The 19,410-nt window shown below is 40.4% G+C and carries 17 protein-coding genes; 12 read left to right on the forward strand and 5 right to left on the reverse strand.

Going from position 1 to position 19,410, the window contains the following annotated elements:
* The first annotated feature begins 116 nt into the window (after positions 1-116).
* The 10 genes from I6E24_RS01250 (at position 117) to murI (ending at position 12,370) form a co-directional block, all read left to right on the forward strand.
* Positions 117-1,658: a glycine--tRNA ligase gene (locus tag I6E24_RS01250; RefSeq protein ID WP_235325605.1), complete on the forward strand. Its 1,542-nt coding sequence runs from the start codon at positions 117-119 to the stop codon at positions 1,656-1,658.
* A 9-nt stretch (positions 1,659-1,667) separates the two neighbouring features.
* Positions 1,668-2,303 (forward strand): FKBP-type peptidyl-prolyl cis-trans isomerase, encoded by a 636-nt coding sequence (locus tag I6E24_RS01255; protein WP_235325607.1) that lies wholly within the window; start codon positions 1,668-1,670, stop codon positions 2,301-2,303.
* Positions 2,304-2,425: 122 nt separating this feature from the next.
* On the forward strand, positions 2,426-3,349 hold the full coding sequence (metA, locus tag I6E24_RS01260; RefSeq protein WP_235325609.1) for a homoserine O-acetyltransferase MetA: 924 nt from the start codon (positions 2,426-2,428) through the stop codon (positions 3,347-3,349).
* Positions 3,349-5,187: a peptidase U32 family protein gene (locus I6E24_RS01265; protein WP_235325611.1), complete on the forward strand. Its 1,839-nt coding sequence runs from the start codon at positions 3,349-3,351 to the stop codon at positions 5,185-5,187. The genes metA and I6E24_RS01265 overlap by 1 nt, the downstream gene beginning before the upstream one ends.
* Before the next feature lie 218 nt (positions 5,188-5,405).
* Positions 5,406-6,812 (forward strand): DUF6242 domain-containing protein, encoded by a 1,407-nt coding sequence (locus I6E24_RS01270; protein ID WP_235325612.1) that lies wholly within the window; start codon positions 5,406-5,408, stop codon positions 6,810-6,812.
* 23 nt (positions 6,813-6,835) lie between these two features.
* Positions 6,836-7,567 carry an isoprenyl transferase gene (locus tag I6E24_RS01275; RefSeq protein WP_235325614.1) on the forward strand — a complete coding sequence of 244 codons (732 nt, stop codon included), beginning with the start codon at positions 6,836-6,838 and terminating at the stop codon, positions 7,565-7,567.
* Between the two features lie 9 nt (positions 7,568-7,576).
* A complete protein-coding gene (bamA, locus tag I6E24_RS01280; RefSeq protein ID WP_394800345.1) occupies positions 7,577-10,228 on the forward strand; it encodes an outer membrane protein assembly factor BamA in 2,652 nt (883 codons plus the stop codon).
* A 60-nt stretch (positions 10,229-10,288) separates the two neighbouring features.
* Entirely contained in the window at positions 10,289-10,807 is a 519-nt protein-coding gene (locus I6E24_RS01285) for an OmpH family outer membrane protein (protein WP_235325616.1), read from the forward strand.
* A gap of 76 nt (positions 10,808-10,883) precedes the next feature.
* Positions 10,884-11,441 carry an OmpH family outer membrane protein gene (locus I6E24_RS01290; protein WP_235325618.1) on the forward strand — a complete coding sequence of 186 codons (558 nt, stop codon included), beginning with the start codon at positions 10,884-10,886 and terminating at the stop codon, positions 11,439-11,441.
* A gap of 86 nt (positions 11,442-11,527) precedes the next feature.
* A complete protein-coding gene (gene murI / locus I6E24_RS01295; RefSeq protein WP_235325620.1) occupies positions 11,528-12,370 on the forward strand; it encodes a glutamate racemase in 843 nt (280 codons plus the stop codon).
* A 2-nt stretch (positions 12,371-12,372) separates the two neighbouring features.
* On the opposite strand, the gene I6E24_RS01300 is transcribed toward murI, so the two are convergent.
* From I6E24_RS01300 to aroQ, 5 genes are read right to left on the reverse strand one after another with little or no spacing between them, the layout of a single operon-like run.
* The gene (locus I6E24_RS01300) at positions 12,373-13,596 is read right to left on the reverse strand and encodes an FtsX-like permease family protein (RefSeq protein ID WP_235325622.1); all 1,224 of its coding nucleotides are present in this window, start codon (positions 13,594-13,596) and stop codon (positions 12,373-12,375) included.
* A 27-nt stretch (positions 13,597-13,623) separates the two neighbouring features.
* On the reverse strand, positions 13,624-13,959 hold the full coding sequence (gene rbfA, locus I6E24_RS01305) for a 30S ribosome-binding factor RbfA (RefSeq protein ID WP_235325624.1): 336 nt from the start codon (positions 13,957-13,959) through the stop codon (positions 13,624-13,626).
* Between the two features lie 8 nt (positions 13,960-13,967).
* Positions 13,968-14,609, reverse strand: a complete 642-nt coding sequence (locus I6E24_RS01310; RefSeq protein ID WP_235325625.1) for an O-methyltransferase — start codon at positions 14,607-14,609, stop codon at positions 13,968-13,970.
* Between the two features lie 6 nt (positions 14,610-14,615).
* A complete protein-coding gene (gene pyk / locus I6E24_RS01315) occupies positions 14,616-16,076 on the reverse strand; it encodes a pyruvate kinase (RefSeq protein ID WP_235325627.1) in 1,461 nt (486 codons plus the stop codon).
* A gap of 28 nt (positions 16,077-16,104) precedes the next feature.
* Positions 16,105-16,527, reverse strand: coding sequence for a type II 3-dehydroquinate dehydratase (gene aroQ, locus I6E24_RS01320; RefSeq protein WP_235325629.1), 423 nt, complete (start codon positions 16,525-16,527; stop codon positions 16,105-16,107).
* A 62-nt stretch (positions 16,528-16,589) separates the two neighbouring features.
* On the opposite strand from aroQ, the gene xerD reads away from it, so the two are divergent.
* Positions 16,590-17,507 (forward strand): site-specific tyrosine recombinase XerD, encoded by a 918-nt coding sequence (gene xerD, locus I6E24_RS01325; protein WP_235325631.1) that lies wholly within the window; start codon positions 16,590-16,592, stop codon positions 17,505-17,507.
* Between the two features lie 162 nt (positions 17,508-17,669).
* Entirely contained in the window at positions 17,670-19,343 is a 1,674-nt protein-coding gene (locus tag I6E24_RS01330) for a tetratricopeptide repeat protein (protein ID WP_235325633.1), read from the forward strand.
* Positions 19,344-19,410 lie beyond the last annotated feature (67 nt).

The raw sequence follows: 19,410 nt of genomic DNA on the forward strand, positions 1-19,410 counted from the left end.
CGTCCATATTCATAAGATAAATTAATATACTATTAGTTCATTTTTCTTCATATTTGCGTATCTTTGTGCCCAATAGTAATTAAAACAATTAGAAAAATATAAAATAAGTTAGAACAATGGCACAGGAAGACGTTTTCAAGAAATTGGTTTCTCACTGTAAAGAGTATGGTTTTGTATTCCCTTCAAGTGATATATATGATGGTCTGGGAGCTGTGTATGATTACGGCCAGATGGGTGTGGAACTGAAAAACAATATCAAGCAGTATTGGTGGCAGAGCATGGTGCTTCTGCACGAAAATATTGTAGGTATAGACTCTGCTATCTTTATGCATCCTACAATCTGGAAGGCTTCAGGACACGTTGATGCTTTCAATGACCCGTTGATCGATAACCGTGATTCAAAGAAGCGTTACCGTGCAGACGTTTTGATTGAAGAACAGATTGCAAAATACGAAGAAAAGATAAACAAGGAAGTAGCCAAGGCTGCAAAGAAATTCGGTGATGCTTTCGATGAAGCTCAGTTCCGCAGCACTAATCCTCGTGTTCTTGAACATCAGGCTAAGCTTGACGTTTTGCATGACCGTTATGCAAAGGCTATGAATGCTAACGATTTGAATGAACTGCGCCAGATTATCCTTGATGAAGAAATAGTATGTCCTATCTCTGGTACAAAGAACTGGACTGAAGTTCGTCAGTTCAACCTTATGTTTACTACTGAAATGGGTTCTACTGCCGATGGAGCAATGAAGGTATATCTTCGTCCTGAAACTGCTCAGGGTATCTTCGTAAACTATCTGAATGTACAGAAGACAGGCCGTATGAAAATACCTTTCGGTATCGCACAGATAGGTAAGGCTTTCCGTAACGAAATCGTTGCACGTCAGTTCATCTTCCGTATGCGTGAGTTCGAACAGATGGAAATGCAGTTCTTCGTAAAACCGGGAACAGAACTTGAATGGTTCAAGAAATGGAAAGAAACTCGTTTGAAATGGCATAAGGCTCTTGGATTCGGTGATGATCACTATCGTTATCATGACCATGAAAAACTGGCTCACTATGCTAATGCTGCTACGGACATCGAATTCCTGATGCCTTTCGGTTTCAAGGAAGTTGAAGGTATCCACAGCCGTACTAACTTCGACTTGAGCCAGCATGAAAAATATTCAGGCAAGAGTATCAAATACTTCGATCCTGAAATCAATGAAAGCTACACTCCGTACGTTATCGAAACATCAATCGGTGTTGACCGTATGTTCCTCAGCATCATGAGTGCTTCATACTGCGAAGAAAAACTTGAAAACGGTGAAACTCGTGTGGTTCTCAAGTTGCCTGCAGCATTGGCTCCAGTGAAACTTGCCATCATGCCGCTTGTTAAGAAAGACGGTCTGCCGGAGAAGGCACGCGAAATCATGAACGACCTTAAGTTCCACTTCAACTGCCAGTACGACGAGAAAGACAGTATCGGTAAGCGTTACCGCCGTCAGGATGCAATCGGTACTCCATACTGTATCACTATCGACCATCAAACTTTGGAAGATAACTGCGTGACATTGCGTAACCGCGATACAATGCAGCAGGAACGTGTGGCTATTTCAGAACTTAACAATATCATCGCTGACAAAGTAAGTATTACTAGCTTGCTGAAAGCTATACAATAATTTATGCTTATGAATAATAGAATATTTTGGCTTGTTATCATTCTTTCTGCATTTACAATTGGATTTTCCTCTTGTGCCAAGGATACAGAGGTGGTAGATCCATATGCTAACTGGAAGGAAAGAAATGAGCATTTTATTGATTCAATAGCAGACGTTGCTGATAACCCTCCTTCGGGCGAAATCTGGCGTAAGTATGAAAACTACAAGATAAAGTTTGATGATATCAATAATTCCTACAGATATCAGAACTATGATTATGTGTATGTAAAGTATGCCAAGGAGGAAGATATTTTTACAGGAAAAGAGCCGTTGATAAACTTTACAGATACTGTGTCTTTGGCATTTCAGGGATTCATAATGGACGGAACCCGTTTCGACGGTAACTATTATGGCACTTTCGATAAGGAAGTTAATGATAACTTTACCAAGTATGATATCTCGAAGAATTATGTTGTAGGTTGGACCACAGCTTTGATGCACATGAAGCCTGACATGTCTGACAAGGCTACTGTTTATGTTCCATATCAGATGGGATATGATGATGAAAATAGAAGTGAAGTGCTCAGAGCATATTCTGCTTTAATATTCGAAATGTATATAGATGAAGTTATTCATCCATACAGTACCAGTAATTCGGATAACTGAAATTATTGACCGGTGAATACAAAAAGCATCCTTAATGGTTATTACTGTTCTGGATGCTTTTTTGTTATATTCTGATAACTGATAACTAACAACTAATATCTAAAAACTAAAAACAATATAAGATGCCTTTAAATTTACCCGATAAGCTTCCTGCTATTGATATCCTGAAGGAAGAAAACATATTCGTTATAGACAGTTCAAGGGCTACATCGCAGGATATACGTCCGCTTAAGATTGTAATCCTCAATCTTATGCCTCTGAAGATTACTACTGAGACAGACCTCATACGTCTTCTGTCGAACTCACCACTGCAGATAGAGGTGAGCTTTATGAAGATTAAAAGCCACACATCGAAGAATACTCCGATAGAACACATGAAGGCTTTCTACCGCGATTTCGATGATATGCGCGAAGAGAAGTTCGACGGTATGATTATCACAGGAGCACCGGTTGAGCATCTTGATTTCGAGGATGTGAATTATTGGGACGAGATTCAGGAGATATTCAACTGGACGCGCACTCATGTAACATCGACCTTCTATATCTGCTGGGCTGCTCAGGCCGGACTGTATCATCATTACGGCATCCCTAAATATGCTCTTGACAAGAAGATGTTCGGTATATTCGAACATCACATCTGCGAAGGGTTCAACCAATTGCCTATATTCCGCGGATTTGATGACGAGTTCTTCGTGCCTCACAGCCGTCATACAGAGGTGCGCCGTGAAGATATAGAGAAATGTCCGGAGCTGTCAATCATTTCCGAATCTGAAGATTCGGGAGTACATATAGTGATGGCACGTGGCGGTCGCGAATTCTACGTGACAGGCCATTCGGAATATTCACCTCTTACACTTGATGGAGAATACCGCCGCGACCTTGGAAAAGGTCTGCCTATCGACATGCCTAAGAACTATTATCGCGACAATGACCCAGACAAGGGACCGGTGGTGAGATGGCGCAGCACTGCAAACCTGCTTTTCTCCAACTGGCTCAACTACTATGTATATCAGGAAACTCCATACGATATTAATCAGATTAAATAATGATAAAACAACGTCCTATAGAACTTCTTGCTCCTGCAAAGAATCTTGAATGCGGAATCGAGGCCATCAATCATGGTGCCGATGCAGTCTATATCGGTGCACCACGTTTCGGGGCACGTGCCGCTGCTGGCAATTCCATAGAAGACATCAAGGCTTTGGTGGAGCATGCACATCTGTATAACGCACGTATATATGTCACAGTAAATACAATCCTGCATGATGAGGAACTTCCGGAAACGGAGAAAATGATATGGGAATTGTATCGTGCCGGTGTAGATGCCCTGATCATACAGGATATGGGTATCACGCGCCTTAACCTTCCGCCTATAGCACTGCATGCCAGTACGCAGATGGATAACCGTGCACCGGAGAAAGTGAAGTTCCTTTCGGATATAGGTTTCCGTCAGGTGGTTCTGGCACGTGAACTCTCGCTTGATGAAATAAAGAAGATACACGATACATGTCCTGAAACACTTCTTGAAGTGTTCATTCATGGTGCCTTGTGTGTAAGCTACAGCGGACAGTGCTACGTTAGTCAGGCTTGCTACGGCCGCAGTGCCAACCGTGGAGAGTGTGCACAGTTCTGCCGTCTGGCTTTCGATCTGGTGGATTCCAACGGAAAGACTATAGAACAGAACAAGCATCTCCTCTCGCTCAAGGATATGAACCAGAGCGACAATCTTGAAGCATTGCTTGATGCCGGAGCCACATCTTTGAAGATTGAGGGCCGGTTGAAGGATGTGTCGTATGTGAAGAATGTCACTGCATACTATCGTCAGAAACTGGATTCGATATTCAAGTACCGTAAGGAGTACGTGAGGGCATCGTCCGGTACTGTGAAGACTACCTTCACTCCGCAGCTTGACAAGAGTTTCAGTCGCGGATTTACCGATTATTTCCTCCGCGGACGAAATCCGGGAATATTCTCATTCAGCACCCCTAAATCATTGGGTGAGGAGGTAGGTACAGTTAAGGAAATCAGAGGGAATTACTTTACAGTGGCAGGTGTGAAATCTTTCAACAATGGCGACGGACTTTGCTATATCGACGATAACGGCCGTCTACAGGGATTCAGGGTGAACCGTGTGGAGAACAACAAGCTTTTCCCTCAGGATATGCCAAGACTGAAGCCAAAGACACGCCTTTACCGTAATTTCGACCAGGAATTTGAGAAACTGATGCAGAAAAAGTCTGCAGAAAGGAAGATGGCAGTTGATATCTGTCTGACAGAAAACAATTTCGGATTTACATTGAGTCTTACAGATGAGGACGACAATAGCGTTTTTCTCACACTGCAGCGTGCTAAAGAACCGGCACGTACACCACAGTCAGATAATCTGAGAAATCAGTTAAGTAAATTGGGTAACACTCCGTTTGAGGCTAAGGATATAAAAATAGATTTGTCCGACAACTGGTTTATACCTTCATCAGAGCTTTCCGAACTCAGACGTAATGCAGTGAAGAAACTTCTTGAAGTGCGCAGGATTAACTATCGTAGAGAAGTGTTCCGTATGAAGGAAACAAAGACTAAGTTCCCTGTAAGTACATTGACTTATCTCGGCAATGTGATGAATAGCTCTGCTGCAGAATTTTACAAGAACCATGGAGTGTTGAGAGTAATGCCAGCCTTTGAGAAGGAACAACCTCAGGATGCCGTTCTGATGTTCTGTAAGCATTGTATACGCTACAGTATGGGTTGGTGTCCGGTGCACCACAAGGTGCACTCGCCGTTCCGCGAGCCTTATTTTCTTGTAAGTTCCGATGGCAGACGCTTTCGTCTGGAGTTTGACTGTAAGAAGTGTCAGATGAAAGTTCTGGCAGATAATCTAGAACAGTAATGTATCCGCAATCTGTATTGGAACATGGATCTTCCGGTACAGATTGTTAAACACCTATTAAACAGCGTTTAAATACAGTTTAAAATACTATACTTTCGACTGTTGGACGATAAAAACGGATAGTTTATCCATAATTTTATATAAAACTGGCGGAAATGTTCTGTTTAGAAAAAAAAACTTTCTACTTTTGCAACTTGTAACATAGAAATCATTTGCAAATGAAATTAAGAATATTACCTGCTTTAGTTGCCGGCATAATGACGGCTACATTTTTTTTGTCTTCGTGTCTGGGAAATGATTACGAAGAGATTGAGTATCCTTCTACATCGAGTATCACATCTTTTTCTATTGGTACTCTGCACCAGACATTCTACGTTGAAAGCTCAAAAGGGGAGGATAGCGTATACACAGATACAATTAGTTATGCAGATGTTGTTTTCACTATAGATCAGATTAACAGAAAAATATACAACAAGGATTCATTGCCTAAAGATGTTGATGTGACAAAAGCTCTAGCAAGTATTGCTGCAGACTATCCAGTCGTCTATTACGAGAAAAACGGAAAAGATACAATATGGACAGAAACTGATTCTATTGATTTCTCAAAACCGGTAATATTCAAAGTCATGACTTACAGCTCTGTATTAAATGACTTTAAGGCCGGATATCCATATGAGGTACACGTGAATGTACATAAATTAAACCCAGACTCATTGGTATGGAAACATTTTGGAAACAAAAAATTTGCAAATTCTACTGTCTTTGCAAAACAGAAAGCTGTCTATGCAAATGAATATATATATGTATTCGGAGAAACAGAAGATGGTGAAGCAAAAGTCAATAAGGCCTCGGTGGTAAGAGGCGGAATGACCGATTGGGAGGAAACAGATCTTCCGGCTGGTGTGAATATATATTCTGCTATGGCATTTAATGATGAAATTTGTTTTGTTGCTAATGGTGAACTCTACACATTGGGAAGTCAAGTAACAAAGATTGGTAATGCTGAAGGACTCACTAATCTTATTTCTGTAAACAATGGCACACTTTTAGCTTATAAAGGAATTGAAAACAAGGTCGTGGCAATTGACTCTGAAGGTAACGAATTGTCGGAAGATTATAGTAGCCTTTTCGTAGATGGGTATGATTTGAACGGACGTTTGTCTGCATTGTCAATGCCTTCTTCGCACAATAATGATATGTGGAGAACTATCGTTATGACCAACAATAAGGGAACGTCAGATGCTGATTCTGCCGCTGTCGTGTTTAGCTATATCTCAGGCGATAGAGAATGGGTGAAATTCCAGTCAAACAATCCTACTACATGCCCTAATATGGGAAATATATCAATGATAAAATACGATGGCAAGGTTTATGCTTTCGGCGAGTATTTCGATGATTTCTATTCTTCAAAGGATAATGGTTTGAATTGGAGTAAAGAAACAGGTTATATGGTTTTCCCTACTGAATACAAGAATGGCATTGACAAACTTATTACTTACCGTGGAAATGGCAGCTATTCTGCTGCAGTCGAGGATAATGGAAATAAGGGATCTTTCATTTGGTTTATATGGGAAGATGGTAGTGCTACAAGAGCTGTACTGAACAGATTAATGCCTAAAGAATAATCATTTATACTGAAAACAAGAAAATGCTATATATAGAAAAAATAGATAAGACTAGAATTCCGGCACACATAGCTATAATTATGGACGGAAACGGTAGATGGGCCAAGGAGAGAGGGCATGTGCGTACTTTTGGGCATCAGGCCGGCGCTGAGACCGTACATATAATAGCTGAAGAATCGGCTAGGCTAGGTGTGAAATTTCTGACATTATATACATTCTCCACTGAAAACTGGAACAGACCGGCTGATGAGGTCGCTGCTCTGATGAGTCTTCTAATGGATTCTATAGAGGAAGAAACATTTATGAAGAACAATATAAGTTTCAGAATAATAGGTGATACTTCCAGACTTCCCAAAGACGTTCTGGCTCGTTTGAACAAATGTATAGAAAATACATCGCGTAATACAGGTATGTGTCTGACACTGGCATTGAGCTATTCTTCAAAATGGGAAATTACAGATGCTATGAAGCAGATTGCCGATAAAGTGAAACGTGGAGAGCTGTCTGCTGACGAAATAACTGACAAAACTATCGACAGCCATTTGGCTACAAACTATATGCCTGATCCTGAACTGCTCATCAGAACAGGAGGCGAAATAAGATTGAGCAACTACCTACTTTGGCAGTGTGCTTACTCTGAACTGTATTTTTGCGACACTTATTGGCCGGACTTCAAGGAAGAGGAATTGTGTAAGGCTATTTGTGACTATCAGGGAAGAGAACGCCGATTTGGAAAAACTAGTGAACAATTATAATATTAAGCAATGAGATACCGTCTTTTACTCATAACTATGATGACCATGGGACTGACTTTCATGAATACAAAAGTCAGTGCTCAGGATAATAATACCGAAAATGATAAACCTGTAATATTATATAACGGCTCGCCTAAGAAATATGAAATAGCCGATATTAAGGTGACGGGTGTGAAAAACTATGAAGATTATGTGCTCATAGGAATTTCAGGACTTGCTGTGGGACAGACTATAACTGTTCCTGGCGATGATATCACGGGAGCTGTAAAGAAATACTGGAGACACGGATTGTTTTCGGACGTGAAGATTTCAGCTGACAAAATAGAAGACAACAAAATATATTTGCATATTGAACTGAAGCAACGCCCACGTATCACAGACATACGTTTCTTCGGAGTAAAGAAAAGCGAACGTGAAGATTTGCAGGCAAAGCTGGGACTGGTAAAAGGTAGCCAGATTACGCCAAACCTTATTGACCGTGCAAAAATACTTATCAAAAAGCACTTCGACGAAAAAGGTTTCAAGAACGCAGAGGTAAACATCATAGAGAGAGAAGATACTGCCAACGCAGAACAGGTATATGTAGACGTGAACATTGACAAGAAGGAGAAAATCAAGGTTCACCAGATTACAATAGACGGTAATACAGTGCTCACAGACAAGAAGTTGAAGCGAGTAATGAAGAAAACAAACGAGAAAGGTAAACTTATCAACCTTTTCCGTACAAAGAAATTCATCGAAAGCAACTTCGAAGCCGACAAGCAGCTCATCATAGACAAGTATAACGAACTGGGTTACCGCGATGCCCTCATCGAAATGGACAGCGTGAGCCAATATGACGATAAGACGGTAAATGTATACATGAAGATATACGAAGGTCAAAAGTACTACCTGAGAGACATTACTTGGGTTGGTAACACTGTATATCCTTCAGACCTGCTGAACGAACAGCTAAGAATGAAGAAAGGTGATGTGTATAACCAGAAACTGCTGACAGAACGTATCAGCGGTGACGAAGACGCTATCGGTAACAACTATTACAACAGAGGATATGTGTTCTACAACCTGGATCCTGTGGAAATTAACATCGACGGAGACTCTATTGATCTGGAAATGCGTATCACAGAAGGTCCGCAGGCTACCATCAGCCACGTACGTATCAACGGTAACGACCGCCTTTACGAAAACATTGTCCGCCGTGAGTTGAGAACCCGTCCAGGCGACCTCTTCAGTAAGGAAGCTTTGGAACGTTCATACCGCGAAATCGCCCAGATGGGACACTTCAACCCTGAAAACATTCAACCGGACGTACAGCCAAACGTACAGGATGGTACAGTTGATATCAACTGGGGACTTGAATCAAAGGCCAACGACCAGGTGGAATTCTCTGCCGGATGGGGACAGACAGGTGTTATTGGTAAGCTGAGCTTGAAGTTTACGAACTTCTCGTTTGCCAACCTCTTCAGAAAGAATGACAACTACCGTGGTATTCTTCCTCAGGGAGACGGCCAGACTCTTACAATAAGCGGCCAGACCAATGGTAGATACTATCAGTCGTACAGCGTTTCATTCTTCGACCCATGGTTCGGAGGAAAGCGTCCTACATCGTTCTCTGTATCGGCATTCTATTCTGTTCAGACTGATGTAAGTAGCAACTACTATAACTCGGCATACATGAATAACTACTATAACATGCTTTACGGTTACGGCAGTTACTACAATAACTATTATGGCAACTACTATAATAACTATGAATCTTACTACGACCCTGACAAGTCAATCAAGATGTTCGGTGCGTCAATCGGTTGGGGTAAACGTCTGAGATGGCCTGACGACTACTTCACAATCTCGGCTGAGCTTTCTTATCAGAGATTCATGCTTAAGGACTGGAGCTATCTGTACATCAAGCTGAATAACGGACAGTATATGAACACAGGTAACTGCAACAACATCAACCTGAACTTTACTCTTTCCAGAAACTCTTCGGACAACCCTATCTTCCCAAGATACGGTTCAGAATTCTCGGCATCTGTTTCGTTCACTCCGCCATATTCTCTGTTTAGCAACAGAGATTATTCAACATACGGAAAAGACAACTACGAAGAGGCTGCAAGCATGTACAAGTGGATTGAATACCACAAATGGAAATTCAAAGCAAAAACTTATACGCCACTGCTTCCAATACAGAAATGTCCGGTATTGATGACACGTACTGAATTCGGTATCCTGGGACACTACAACAAGTATAAACGTTCTCCGTTCGAGACATTCTACGTGGGTGGAGATGGTATGACAGGATACAGCTACAACTATGCTTCTGAAACTATAGCACTCCGTGGTTATGAAAATGGCTCGTTGACTCCATACGGTAGCGAAGGTTATGCATACATCAGACTTGGCGCCGAACTGAGATACCCGCTTATGCTTGAGAACTCTACAAGTATCTATGCACTCGGTTTCGTAGAAGCAGGTAACGCATGGACTGATGTAGCGAAGTTTAACCCATTCCAGCTGAAACGTTCTGCTGGTGTCGGTGTACGTATCTTCCTCCCTATGATTGGTATGATGGGTATCGACTGGGCATACGGTTTCGACAAGATAAACGGCTCAATGCAGTATAGCGGAAGCCAGTTCCACTTTATAATCGGACAGGAGTTCTAATGTGTAAAGACTCCTGACCGGAATAACGGATAGTACTAACCATTTAAAACACGAAAGATTATGAAGAAAATGTTTCTATCTTTATTGATGATTATTATGGCTGGCATGATGACAGCACAGGCTCAGAAATTTGCCCTTATAGACATGGAATTTATCCTGAAGCAGATACCTTCATACGAACAGGCTAACAAGCAAATGGAAACTCTGTCAAAACAGTGGCAGACTGAAATTGAAGCAAAATCTAAGGAAGCAAAAGCATTGTATGAAGCATATCAGAAATCTGCGCAGGCAATGAACGCAGAACAAAGGACCGCAAAGGAAGAAGAAATAATAGCCAAGGAAAAGGAAGCTGCCGAACTTAGACAGACTTACTTTGGTCCACAGGGAGAGGCTATGAAAAAAAGACAGGAACTCATATCCCCTATCCAAGATGCAATTTATAATGCTGTAAAAGAAATTGCAACTCAGAAAGGATATGATGCTGTAATAGACAGAGCATCTGCACAAAGTATGATTTTTGCTTCTCCACGTATAGATATTAGTAATGAAGTCCTTTTGAAATTAGGATATTCAAAATAATTTTATACATTTGCAACCGAAAGGAAAAACACATTCTATAATAGAAGAAATTAATAATAAATAGAATACAAAGATTATGTTGAAAAAATTAGCATTATTGCTTATGCTCGTTGCACCAATGAGCATATTTGCACAGAAGTTCGGATACTTCAAATCAGAATCAATCATCTTGGTTATGCCAGAATATGCAAAAGCTCAAACAGATATTCAGGCATTACAGAAACAATATGATGATGAAATCAAACGCGCATCTGACGAATTCAACAAGAAATTTGCTGAATTCCAGCAAGAACAGAAAAATCTTCCTCAGAATATCCTTGAACGCCGCCAGAAAGAACTTCAGGAACTTTCAGAAAAAGGAATGCAGTTCCAGCAGGATGCTCAGCAGCAGTTGCAGAAAGCTTATACTGACATGATGATGCCTATCTATGAGAAAATGGAAAAAGCAGTTCAGACTGTAGGTAAGGCCGGTGGATATGTATTCGTATTTGACTTGAACCGTACTGATATCCCTTATGTGGACGAAACTCAGGCTAAGGACATCACAAATGATATCAAGACTAACCTTGGAATCAGCTTGACAGCTACTCCATACGTGCCAAAGGCACCTGCTACACTTCCGGCAGCAAACTAATATTAAATTAAACATATTGCTTAAGTGAAGAATCTGTCAGTACCAGTACGGTGCCTTCAGGTTCTTCACTTTTTAATTTGTGTGACATGCCATATATTAAGAATTTGATAAAAGGACCAATAGGTGTATTCGACTCCGGCTACGGCGGGCTGACTATACTGAAAGAAATAAGAAAAGCATTGCCTGAATATGATTATCTGTATTTGGGAGATAACGCACGTACTCCATACGGTACACGCTCATTCGAAGTCGTGTACGAATTTACACTTGAAGCAGTAGTAAGACTTTTTGAAATGGGGTGTCCATTGGTTATATTGGCATGCAATACAGCTTCGGCAAAGGCTCTAAGAAGCATACAACAGAATGACTTGCCATATTTGGACGATTCAAGACGCGTACTGGGAGTTATCAGACCGACAGCAGAAAGTATCGGAAACGCCTCCAAAAGCCGTCATGTTGGTATTTTGGCCACTTCGGGCACAATACGCTCAGAGTCATATCCAATGGAAATTAAAAAACTCTTTCCAGACATAACCGTTAGCGGTGTAGCGTGTCCAATGTGGGTTCCTTTGGTTGAAAATAAAGAATATGATTCAGACGGAGCGGATTTCTTTGTTAAGAAATATATCGATGAATTGCTGAACAAGGACAAATATATTGATACGATAGTATTGGGGTGCACACATTATCCGCTTTTGATTGACAAAATAAGAGAATTCACTCCTGAAGGTATAAACATAATAACACAGGGAGAATATGTTGCGTCAAGTCTGAAAGATTACCTTAACAGACACAATGAAATAGCATCAAGATGTACGAAGAAAGGCAGATGTGAGTTTCTTACTACAGAATCTGTGGAAAAATTCAAGGAATCAGCCTCAATATTCCTTCATGAAGATGTAGATGTAAGGAGCATAACTCTTGAATGAGCTTATAACAACCTGCGACTGAGATATCGTACAGGATACCATACAGAGATAAAGCCTACAATAAGCACGGTGACAAATACCAGGACAACATCCCATGTATGTACGCTTACAGGATATGCATCAACAATAAAGCTTCCTGCATTACCCAAAGATATTATCCCGTATTCCTGCTGAATAAGACACAAAACAAGGCCTATTATTACTCCAGACACAGCTCCGATGAAAGAAATCATCCTTCCTTCGAAAAGGAATATTCTCACAATCTGGTTGTCGGAAGCTCCAAGATTGCGCAATGTCTGTACATCATTTTTCTTGTCTATTATAAGCATTGAAAGGGAGCCGATAACATTGAAACATGCTATCATAAGAATGAATACAAGGAATATATAAGAAATGAGCTTCTCTATTTCCATTATTCTGAATGTATCAGCCTGCTGTTCGTAACGGTTCTGAATGCGGAATTCATCACCTAATTTTTCCTGCAATTTTCTTATTACAGCATCTTCGTCTGCCTCAGGAGTGAGACGAAGATTTACGGCTGAAACTTCATCGGTATACTGGAAAAGACGGCGCGCAAAGCCTATGGATGTTATTATATATGAAGCATCGTATTTCTCCTGGTTTACTGTAAATGTCAGTCCTGACGAGAACAGTTGGTCGCTGACAAAACTGCTCATAGGATTTGACATATTGATACGGCTTCCACGTTTTGGTGCGTATATTTCAAGTGGGTCAAGGAAACGTATTCCGGTACCCAATGTTGATAAAAGATGGAGACCCGGAATAGCATAATCCACCACCTCATCGTGAAGGATAAGTTCTCCCCTTCCGAAGAGAATACTGTCAATTGGAGTAAGCTTATCAAAATTGTCCTCTACTCCTTTTATTACTGCCATTACCTGGCGTCCTTTATATTGCACCATAGCATTATCCTCCACCGATTCAGAATACACGGCAATCTCAGGCATCGTCTTGATTTCGGAAAATACCGGTGTGCTTACGTCAAATACTTTTCCCTTGACGGATGTAATCTTAATCTGCGGGTCAAAAGCTGTAAAGAATGTCGCCACCATATCCTGAAACCCGTTAAAAACAGAAAGTGTGCAGACCATGGCCAGTGTAGCCAAAGCGACTCCGCACACAGATATAGCAGAAATTACATTAATGGCATTATGCGATTTCTTTGAGAACAGATACCTTTTAGCAATAAAAAAAGGGAAATTCACGATGAATTTGTTTTTTAATGATGACTGTTAGTCGTTCAGAAGTTTATCAATCTTTTCAACGTAGTCAAGTGAATCGTCAATAAAGAACTTCAGTTCCGGAATGATACGCAACTGGTGACGTACGCGGTTACCAAGTTCATAACGGATAGACTTCATATTGTCATTGATATTCTTTACTATCTCCTCTCCTCTCTCAGAAGGGAAAACGCTCAGGTATGCACGCGCATAACTCATATCGGGACTGATTCTGACTATGCTGACAGAAACAAGTACACCTGGCATTGATTTTGTCTGCAGCAGAAACATCTCGCTCAATTCTTTCTGAATGAGTCTGGCTATTTTGTTTTGTCTGGTAGTTTCCATATTATCTTTTATTTTTTCCTTATTATGGTAAGCCCGTCGCGCATAGGCAGTATTACTTTTTCCACTCTCTCGTCGGTAGCTACCAAGTCATTGAATTTCTTTATTCCTATTGTCTGAAGGTCTGTATGATGAGGATTTTCTTCCAACACATGACCGTCCCAAAGGGTATTGTCGGCCAGTATATATCCACCTTTGCGCAGCTGTTTGAGAATCATTTCGTAGTACTCAACGTAATAACGTTTGTTGCCATCCATAAAGACAAGGTCGAACGTGATATCCATTGTAGGCACTATCTCCAACGCGTCGCCTATATAGAACTTAATCTTGTCGGCATATGGTGAGTTTTCCAGCCAAGGGCGTGTGAAATCTTCCTGTTCGTCATTAATCTCGAATGTGTGGAGCATTGCTCCTTCTTCCAGGCCTTCTGCCAGACAAAGGGCGGAATATCCGCTGTATGTACCTATCTCAAGCACCTGTTTCGGATGAATCATCTGTACAAACATTTTCAACATTCGTCCCTGAAGATGTCCGGAAGCCATACGGGGACGCAGTAATTTTACGTGCGTCGCCCGATATAATGCTTTCAGATATTCTCCTTCTTCATCAATGTGACGAAGTATATAATCGTCCAGTGCGTCCGTTTCTTTCATTATTGATTATAAGTAACGGTTTTTGTTTGGAAGAACGAAGTCATCGGCATGTTCCAGTACATCGTTCACCTGATTGATTTCAAGGAATGAGGTTTTGGTTCCTGCCTTACCACTACTTAAGTATGCTACCATGTCGTTGCCTGAAAGAACACCGTCGTTGATAAGTTTGCGAAGAGCAGTGAAGTAATATTCCTGACCGTTCGCCTTCTCTGGCATATAGATGGCTTCGACACCATATGATAGAGCTAGGTGACGCATTGTCTTTTCCTTATAACAGATAGCCAATACAGGATGCTTTCCACGATATGCAGCAAGGCTACGAGCTGTCAAACCACTGAAACTGTCAGTAATGATAGCGTGAATAGGCATCAAGTTTGTTGCACGAACCGCCGATTTAGCCAGGAAACTTGTTACATCTGCATTTCCTGGAGTAAGACGAATTGGAATATCGTTCTCTTCCATTTTATCTTTTTCAGCCTGGGCAGCAATCTTGGTCATAGTCTTAACGGCCTCTACAGGATATTTACCGTATGCTGTTTCACCACTAAGCATCAACGCGTCTGTACGGTAGTAGATTGCATTAGCGATATCAGTAACCTCGGCACGTGTAGGACGCGGATTGTTGATCATAGTGTGCAGCATCTGTGTAGCAACAATAACCGGCTTGCGGGCAAGAATACATTTCTTGATGAGCTGGCGCTGTATACCAGGGATACGTTCCTGTGCTACTTCGATACCAAGGTCACCTCGGGCAACCATTACACCGTCTGCAACTTCAAGAATTTCATCTATATTGTCAACACCTTCTTGGTTTTCAATCTTCGCAATAATCTTAATGTCACTGTTATGTGCATCAAGAATCTCACGTATATCCATAACGTCCTGACGGTTACGAACAAACGAATGAGCGATAAAGTCAATATCTTTTTCTATTGCGTAAAGAATATTATTACGGTCTTTTTCTGTCAATGAAGGAAGATTAATACGAACTCCTGGTACGTTAACACTCTTTTTGCTTCCTAACGTGGCATCATTCTGTACCTCACAGAACAAAGTCGTTTCGTTCTTATCAATTACAGTCAAAGCCAAATCACCGTCATCGATTAAAACAGAAGCTCCAACAGAAAGGTCATGAACAAAATTCTTATAAGTTACCGCAATACATTCGCGTGTAGTTTCCTGATCAGGATTACCTACAATCTGTACCTTATCACCTATTTTAAAATCGATAGGTCCTTCAGCACTGGCTGTAGTACGCACCTCAGGACCTTTTGTATCCATAAGGATTGCAATACGGTTAGATACTTCGCGCACATTGGATATCAATTTTTCGAAACCCTCGCGGCTGGCATGTGCAGTGTTCATACGAACAACGTTCATACCCGCATTAAAAAGATCTCTGATAAAATCCACTTCACAGCGCAAATCTGAAATGGACGCAACGATTTTTGTTTGTTTAAGCATCATAATAAAAAACTATTATACCTGTTTTACATTATTTCGAATTAATAAAAGCTTCGACAGCCAATCTGTATGAGTCAAGGCCAAAGCCGCATATTACTCCGCGACAGGCGCATGAAATCATGGACTTATGTCTGAATTCTTCTCTCGTATGCACATTGGAAATATGGACTTCGATGGCAGGAGTTGTCACAGCCCTCAAAGCATCCTGCAAAGCTATCGATGTGTGAGTGTAGGCACCGGCATTCAGTATGATGCCATCGTATGAAAATCCAATTTCATGGATTTTATTAATCATTTCACCTTCTACATTGGACTGGTAGTAATGAAATTCTACATCAGGATAAAGAGATTCCAATTTTTTGTAATACTCTTTAAAAGAAACTGCACCGTAGATAGAAGGTTCACGCTTTCCCAATAAATTTATATTAGGACCATTAATTATTTGTATTCGCATTGTTTATTTAGTATAAACTTATGTATCTTTGTAATAATATGGTGCAAAGATAATAAAAAAGAATGAATAAACAGGTAGCAAACGGACAAATTATAATAAAGTATAAGCAATATTTGAGATTGGAGAAATCGCTTTCCGAGAATACTATTATGGCATATACTGCCGATTTGGAAAAGCTTGTTCTTTATCTGGAGGAGGAAAGAATAGATATACTGGATGTGAATTTGGAGAATCTTGAAAACTTTACGGCATGTTTGAGAGATATTGGTATTTGTCCACGTTCACAGGCAAGAATACTTTCTGGAATACGTTCGTTTTATCATTATTTACTTTTGGAAGAGTATATACAACAGGATCCTACTGAACTGCTTGAGTCTCCTCAGATAGGCAAGCATTTGCCTGATGTGTTGAGTGTTGAAGATATTGATAATCTGATAAACTCAATTGACAGAAGCACAAGGGAAGGACAAAGAAATTGTGCTATTCTTGAAACGCTTTACAGTTGTGGACTGCGAGTGTCGGAGTTGTGTAACTTGAAAATCTCTGATTTGTATCTTGACGAAGGTTTCATAAAGGTGGAAGGAAAAGGAAACAAACAAAGACTTGTACCTATTTCGCCAAAAGCCATTAAGGAAATAAAGAATTATTTTATGTCAAGAAATGAAGGGCTTATAAAACCGGGATACGAAGATTTTGTGTTTATAAGTAAATTCGGAAAGAATATATCCAGAATTATGGTTTTTCATATCATTAAAGAGCTTGCAAACAGAATTGGAATTAAAAAGGCCATTAGTCCTCATACTTTCAGACATTCTTTCGCTACTCATCTGCTGGAAGGAGGTGCCAATTTAAGGGCTATACAATGTATGTTGGGACATGAAAGTATAGGAACAACTGAAATTTATACTCACATAGACCGGACAAGATTGAGAAACGAAATAATCAATCATCATCCACGAAATAGCAAAAAACATATTTAAAATAGTGATTTCTATCATTTTTAAGTATTTTTCATTTGTAGTTATATAAAAAAACGGATAAAATAGAACTAAACTATATCTTTTTTCGTATCTTTGCCCCCGAGTGAACATAAATTAAAAAAGATAAATTTATTAATTATACAAACCTAATTTTTTTAAATCATGATTAAGAAGTTGTATTTGCCTATCGTGGCATTATTAGTTCTTGCTTTCTCTTCATGTAGCAAGATGGGAGAATTGTCTTCTGACTACTTCACTACAAATCCTGAAGTTTTGGAAGCTGTTGGAGGTAAGGTTCCTGTAACAATCACAGGTAAGTTCCCTGAAAAGTATTTTAAGAAAACTGCAACTGTAGAAGTTACTCCGGTTTTAAGATGGGAAGGCGGCGAAGCTAAAGGTCAGCCAGCTATGTTCCAGGGTGAAAAAGTACAAGGAAACGACCAGACTATTTCTTACAAAGCTGGTGGTACTTATACTATGAAAGCTTCTTTCGACTATGTTCCAGAAATGGCTAAGTCTGAACTTTATCTTGATTTCAAGATTAAGAAAGGAAAGAAAGAATACACAATTCCTTCTGTAAAAATCGCTGACGGTGTTATCGCTACATCAGAACTTCCTACTGTAGCTTCTGCTAATGCTGCTAATGCTGCAGATGCTTTCCAGCGTATCATTAAGCAGGCTAAGGAAGCTCAGATTATGTTCTTGATTCAGCAGGCTAACCTTCGTTCAAGCGAATTGAAAGCTGAAGGTATCAAAGATTTCCACAAGCAGGTAGCTGTTGTTGCTGGTGATACTAAGAACTACAAGCTTAACAATATCGAGATTTCTGCTTATGCTTCACCTGATGGTGGTGTTAAACTGAACACAGGATTGGCTGAAAAACGTCAGGACAACACTGAAAAATACATGAAACAGCAGTTGAAGAAAGGTAAGATTGAAACTACAGTTGATACTGAATACACAGCTCAGGACTGGGAAGGTTTCCAGGAATTGGTTTCTAAATCAGACATCCAGGACAAAGATCTTATCTTGCGTGTTCTTTCAATGTATCAGGATCCAGAACAGCGTGAAACTGAAATCAAGAACATCTCTTCAGTTTACAAGACATTGGCTGACGAAATCCTTCCTCAGTTACGTCGTGCTCGCTTGACTGCTAACTATGATGTTATCGGCCGTAGCGACGAAGAAATCAATGCTGCATTCGATTCAGATGCATCAGTATTGAGCGTAGAAGAACTTTTGTATGCTGCTACTTTGACTAACGACAACGCTCGCAAAGAAGCTATCTACAAGAAGACTATCGAAATGTATCCTAACGACTATCGTGCATACAACAACCTTGGTGAAATGGCATACGTATCAGACAAAGCTACTGCTGAAAAATACTTCAAACAGGCTGCTAGCAAAAACGCTAACGCTCCTGAAGTTAACACTAACCTCGGTTTGATCGAATTGGTTAAAGGTAATGTAGCTAATGCTGAAACTTATCTTGCTAAGGCAACAGGTGCTAACACAGCTAACGAAGCTCTTGGTAACTTGTATATCAAACAGGGTCAGTATGACAAGGCTGTAGCTGCATTCGGTGATACTAAGACTAACTCTGCTGCTTTGGCTCAGATCTTGGCTAAAGACTACAACAAAGCTAAGAATACTTTGACTGCAGTTAAGAATCCAGATGCTTACACTGACTATTTGATGGCTATCGTTGGTGCTAGAACTAACAATGCTGACTTGGTTAAGACTAGCATGGCTAAGGTTGCTCAGAAAGACGCTGCTCTTGCTGCTAAAGCTGCAAACGACCGTGAATTTGCTAAATATGCAAACGAAATCAAGTAATTTAGTTTATAATTCATTGAACTAATATATAGGTCGGGACGTGAGTTCCGACCTTTTTTTATAAATA

The sequence above is a fragment of the Bacteroides caecigallinarum genome (genome assembly GCF_021530995.1).
Classification (GTDB): Bacteria; Bacteroidota; Bacteroidia; order Bacteroidales; family Bacteroidaceae; genus Phocaeicola; species Phocaeicola faecigallinarum.

Coding starts and splice junctions, on each gene's coding strand:
- xerD (WP_235325631.1), top strand. CDS start 16,590: ATGAATAAACAGGTAGCAAACGGACAAATTATAATAAAGTATAAGCAA.
- I6E24_RS01255 (WP_235325607.1), top strand. CDS start 1,668: ATGAATAATAGAATATTTTGGCTTGTTATCATTCTTTCTGCATTTACA.
- I6E24_RS01290 (WP_235325618.1), top strand. CDS start 10,884: ATGTTGAAAAAATTAGCATTATTGCTTATGCTCGTTGCACCAATGAGC.
- pyk (WP_235325627.1), bottom strand. CDS start 16,076: ATGATGCTTAAACAAACAAAAATCGTTGCGTCCATTTCAGATTTGCGC.
- rbfA (WP_235325624.1), bottom strand. CDS start 13,959: ATGGAAACTACCAGACAAAACAAAATAGCCAGACTCATTCAGAAAGAA.
- I6E24_RS01275 (WP_235325614.1), top strand. CDS start 6,836: ATGCTATATATAGAAAAAATAGATAAGACTAGAATTCCGGCACACATA.
- I6E24_RS01250 (WP_235325605.1), top strand. CDS start 117: ATGGCACAGGAAGACGTTTTCAAGAAATTGGTTTCTCACTGTAAAGAG.
- I6E24_RS01265 (WP_235325611.1), top strand. CDS start 3,349: ATGATAAAACAACGTCCTATAGAACTTCTTGCTCCTGCAAAGAATCTT.
- murI (WP_235325620.1), top strand. CDS start 11,528: ATGCCATATATTAAGAATTTGATAAAAGGACCAATAGGTGTATTCGAC.
- bamA (WP_394800345.1), top strand. CDS start 7,577: ATGAGATACCGTCTTTTACTCATAACTATGATGACCATGGGACTGACT.
- I6E24_RS01330 (WP_235325633.1), top strand. CDS start 17,670: ATGATTAAGAAGTTGTATTTGCCTATCGTGGCATTATTAGTTCTTGCT.
- I6E24_RS01285 (WP_235325616.1), top strand. CDS start 10,289: ATGAAGAAAATGTTTCTATCTTTATTGATGATTATTATGGCTGGCATG.
- metA (WP_235325609.1), top strand. CDS start 2,426: ATGCCTTTAAATTTACCCGATAAGCTTCCTGCTATTGATATCCTGAAG.
- aroQ (WP_235325629.1), bottom strand. CDS start 16,527: ATGCGAATACAAATAATTAATGGTCCTAATATAAATTTATTGGGAAAG.
- I6E24_RS01270 (WP_235325612.1), top strand. CDS start 5,406: ATGAAATTAAGAATATTACCTGCTTTAGTTGCCGGCATAATGACGGCT.
- I6E24_RS01310 (WP_235325625.1), bottom strand. CDS start 14,609: ATGAAAGAAACGGACGCACTGGACGATTATATACTTCGTCACATTGAT.